This window comes from Anaerovirgula multivorans (genome assembly GCF_900188145.1).
Taxonomy (GTDB): domain Bacteria; phylum Bacillota; class Clostridia; order Peptostreptococcales; family Natronincolaceae; genus Anaerovirgula; species Anaerovirgula multivorans.
Window position 1 is genome coordinate 1 of the sequence record NZ_FZOJ01000079.1, and the last position, 3,587, is coordinate 3,587.

6 protein-coding genes are annotated in these 3,587 nt (G+C 32.4%); 4 read left to right on the forward strand and 2 right to left on the reverse strand.

Annotated features, from left to right (window positions below; translation table 11 throughout):
- Positions 1-217: 217 nt before the first annotated feature.
- Positions 218-346, forward strand: coding sequence for a hypothetical protein (locus CHB72_RS28170; RefSeq protein WP_278277912.1), 129 nt, complete (start codon positions 218-220; stop codon positions 344-346).
- A gap of 24 nt (positions 347-370) precedes the next feature.
- Positions 371-766 carry a sensor histidine kinase gene (locus CHB72_RS25440; protein ID WP_089285664.1) on the forward strand — a complete coding sequence of 132 codons (396 nt, stop codon included), beginning with the start codon at positions 371-373 and terminating at the stop codon, positions 764-766.
- On the opposite strand, the gene CHB72_RS25445 is transcribed toward CHB72_RS25440, so the two are convergent.
- Positions 758-898: an AgrD family cyclic lactone autoinducer peptide gene (locus CHB72_RS25445; RefSeq protein WP_089285665.1), complete on the reverse strand. Its 141-nt coding sequence runs from the start codon at positions 896-898 to the stop codon at positions 758-760. The genes CHB72_RS25440 and CHB72_RS25445 overlap by 9 nt on opposite strands.
- Before the next feature lie 588 nt (positions 899-1,486).
- Here CHB72_RS25445 and CHB72_RS25450 point away from each other — a divergent pair.
- Both CHB72_RS25450 and CHB72_RS25455 read left to right on the forward strand, forming a co-directional pair.
- Positions 1,487-1,807: a CARDB domain-containing protein gene (locus CHB72_RS25450; protein ID WP_089285666.1), complete on the forward strand. Its 321-nt coding sequence runs from the start codon at positions 1,487-1,489 to the stop codon at positions 1,805-1,807.
- 26 nt (positions 1,808-1,833) lie between these two features.
- Positions 1,834-2,445, forward strand: a complete 612-nt coding sequence (locus tag CHB72_RS25455; protein WP_141131615.1) for a hypothetical protein — start codon at positions 1,834-1,836, stop codon at positions 2,443-2,445.
- A 291-nt stretch (positions 2,446-2,736) separates the two neighbouring features.
- On the opposite strand, the gene CHB72_RS25460 is transcribed toward CHB72_RS25455, so the two are convergent.
- The gene (locus CHB72_RS25460; RefSeq protein WP_242975280.1) at positions 2,737-3,474 is read right to left on the reverse strand and encodes a DUF881 domain-containing protein; all 738 of its coding nucleotides are present in this window, start codon (positions 3,472-3,474) and stop codon (positions 2,737-2,739) included.
- Positions 3,475-3,587 lie beyond the last annotated feature (113 nt).

A 3,587-nucleotide genomic window follows, 5' to 3' on the forward strand; every position in this document is an offset into this window, starting at 1 on the left:
GAAACAAGCCAAGCAGAAGTATTTACCACTTTATTCTCATCTAGTTTGAATGATATACTTTTCATAGGTGAGATACCGCCTTTCGTAGGATTTTTGGGGGATAAAAAATACTTCTATGGGCGGGCTATTCTCACCTTTAGTTGTTTTTTGGTAATGCTACCATGGTAACTATTGGAAAGTGCTATGGTCTTGTTTGTACAAAATCTAGGTAGTTAATCTGAAAAATATCCACCTAATAGAAAAGAATGAAAAGAACTCCTGGATAGTGCATTTTAAAAACTACTCTTTGGGTGCTTATGTAAGTGACAAATACAAAAGAGAATTTTTAAATAAAATTTCTGGCTAAAGTGCAGGCTAAAGGGAGAATTATATGCAATGGTATGAAATATTTATCCTTTCGATAGATGTAGAATTCAAAAGTGAAATACTAGAATATCCATTAGAGAAACATGAACTTGTTGAGTTGTTGGGGAATCTGTTGGATAATGCTATTGAGGCAATTGAAAATAACAGTAGCCACAATCCACGTAGAATAACTATAATACTTGGAACAGCAGAAAATCTCAAAGTAATAGAAGTGAAAAATACAGGAGGAGTAATTCAACAAGAAGATATTCATCGTATTTTTGAAAGAGGTTTTTCTACAAAAAAAGGAAAGCACAGGGGTTATGGTCTATACAATGTTAGAAAAATTGTTGATTATTATCAAGGAACCATAGAGCTTTCCTTTGATGGAAGGAGTACAGCTTTCAAAATATTACTTTAATAAATTCTTAGGACATTTTGGCTCGCCCCAAAACAGTACTGAACCTGAATAAGCAACTAAGTCTGAAGCAAGTACAAACATAGATGCAATAGAAAATAAAGCTATTTTAAATATGGAACCATTGTTCTTCATGGGTTTTCCCCCTTCCTATAAATAATTGGAATGCTTGCAAACAGATTGTCCATATGCCACATTCAAAAAAGTTATGGTTATATGCCAAGACAAATTTAAATAAAATGAAAGTCCACAGCATATTTCATTTTACGAATATCACCATGAGACAAAAGCTTTTCTTTATAAATTTTATAGGCAAAAATGTCGATAAGACTATGCATTTTCAATCACCTCTAACTTTTTTAACTAAGTTGAATGATAGCATGGATGGAAAAAATATACAACCCAAATGTAACGAAACAGGGGTAAAAGGTAACGAAAAAGTTTTATTCCCCATTTCATTACGTTTCACCCCTGTTTCGTTACAATTCTATTGAAAAGTCAAAAAATTATGATATATTGGAGGTGTACTTGAGTACAAGCTAGATTTTCTAAGGGGAAAAGGCAGAAGATTTAAATTAGCAGGCATTATAGTCTTACCATTTGCCTAAGTACTTATTTTATTGCTGATATTTTTATATAGTATCTTTTAAATGAGCAGAATAAACATAAGGTTTATATTTGACAACCCAATAGATTACAGCCTTTTGGGGGGCAAATATATTAATGTTAGCAGCCGCAATGGTCGGCACTTTTATTATTCATGGGGGCACTATAACTGTAGGTACTATTCAAGCAGGATATACATATAATGGAGGAATATCTCTAGATGGTATTCCAGAAGGTACCCATGAAATTAAAGTTAAGGCTGATCCATTTAATGAAATACTTGAATCTAATAAAAGTAACAATGAAGATAAAGGGAATTTTGCTTGGATAGGGGTTCCTGACCTTAATCTTTTCTCATTTAAAACTGTTTCTAATGCAACGAATTTTGAAACAGAAGAAGATGTAGATTTCATATTAGAGCTAAGTATTAAAATATAGAATATTTTAAGGAGGTTAGAATGAAAATGAGTAGATTATTTGTAATTATAGTATGTTGGGGTATGATTCTAACATCAATTGGATTTTCAGCACAAAATGAAAATGTTAAACAAGAAGAAAAATCAACTACAATTGTGTATGCAGATTATCCCTATTATCCAAGTATAGATGCTTTAGCTGAAAAAGCAGCTATAATTATTGAAGGGACAATAGTGGATTCAAGGGTTGAGGAAATCGATCATCGGATGAATCCAAGTAGCGATACACCTCCTTCTATGATGGTTTATACTGTGTATACTGTTGAAGTCAGCAATTCTTACAAAGGAGATGTTGAACCTGGTGAAACAATAGAGATTAAACAGATAGGTGGAGAAGGTAAGACTATGGTTTATATAGTAGGGGAAGAGGATAATGTAAATTTTGTAGAGAACAGGAAGTATGTAATGTTTCTTAGGACTTATGAGAATTTTCCTGCAAGTTTATTAAATCCTATTCAAGCTTGTTATAGCTATGAAGAAGACATTGTAAACACAAAGAGTACTGTAGATAATGAACAGTTTATAAGTGTCAACGAAAAAAATGATTTAACACTTACAATTGAAGATTTAGAAAGAATAAAAGATAAAACTAAGAAATAACTAAATGATAACATTCAAATATTTAGATTAATAGAGATGGCTCTTGTTCCTACTTATACATTTGAGCTTTTAGAGCAGAATCTTTTTCCTTTTCTCTCTTTTCTATTCGTTATCAATCAAACACTTACAATTATTGAACTGCGTATCGTTTAATCTTTTTAAGTTTGCAAAGCTGTAATCCTTCAAATCATTTCTAAACTGCAAAATAATTGTAAAATCCAATATGCACAACATCAGTGCGACAATCATTTTTTGATAAATAGGTTTTATAGCCTCCCCTCTTCTCAAAACCTATTGAATCGGTTCAATAGGTTTTGCATATTCATATTTTATTACTTTGTTGTATCGGGGTATAATAACATTATTTTCCTTCTTTACATCTACTTGCAAATTCCAATAGTCTCTTAGCTCCCATACAATACCATATCTTATATTCAATGCTGCCTCTAATGTCTCAGGATTACCTATTGCTTTAATTATGAATGGGGATCTAGTAGGTACTGAGTTAATCAGCAAAGCATTAGAAGCAAGAGAGATTTCAGTAGTAGATATATACTTTTGATCATTAATAGAAATCGCTTCGGCTCCAGCGCCATTGAGTATATTTATTATCGCTATGATCGCCATGATTATTTCATTGCTATACATAATAGGACTACCTTCTCCTCCCATAATGAGATCACTTTGGAGCTCATCAACAGTAATGACCACCCCCGATCCTTCTCCTTCTTTATATCCAGCTAATAGTTGATGCTGTTCTAAATCTCTTTTAAGATTCTTTATGATTAAGTTTTCATCAGCTTCAGATAGCTCATATTCCTTCAATCGGTTTTCTAGATTAGTGAGCTCTTTATTCAATTTTTCTTTTTCTGCTCTTAGATTTCTGAGCTCTATGGCCAGTTGTTGTGCCTTTTGAGTAGATAAGGAACCTCCACCAGTTACATTTTTTACGGTATTAAACTGTAAAGATATAGTAAGTCCGAGTATACTACAAAGTACTCCAATAGCAACCCTTCCTTTAAAATTCATCAATCTTCCTCCCATCGTGGGGATATCGGGAAATAGATAGCCAATAAAATAAGTCGGTATGACTCATGAGAGTTGTACCGACTTTGTCTTGTAAATTTTTTTAAAAATATAAA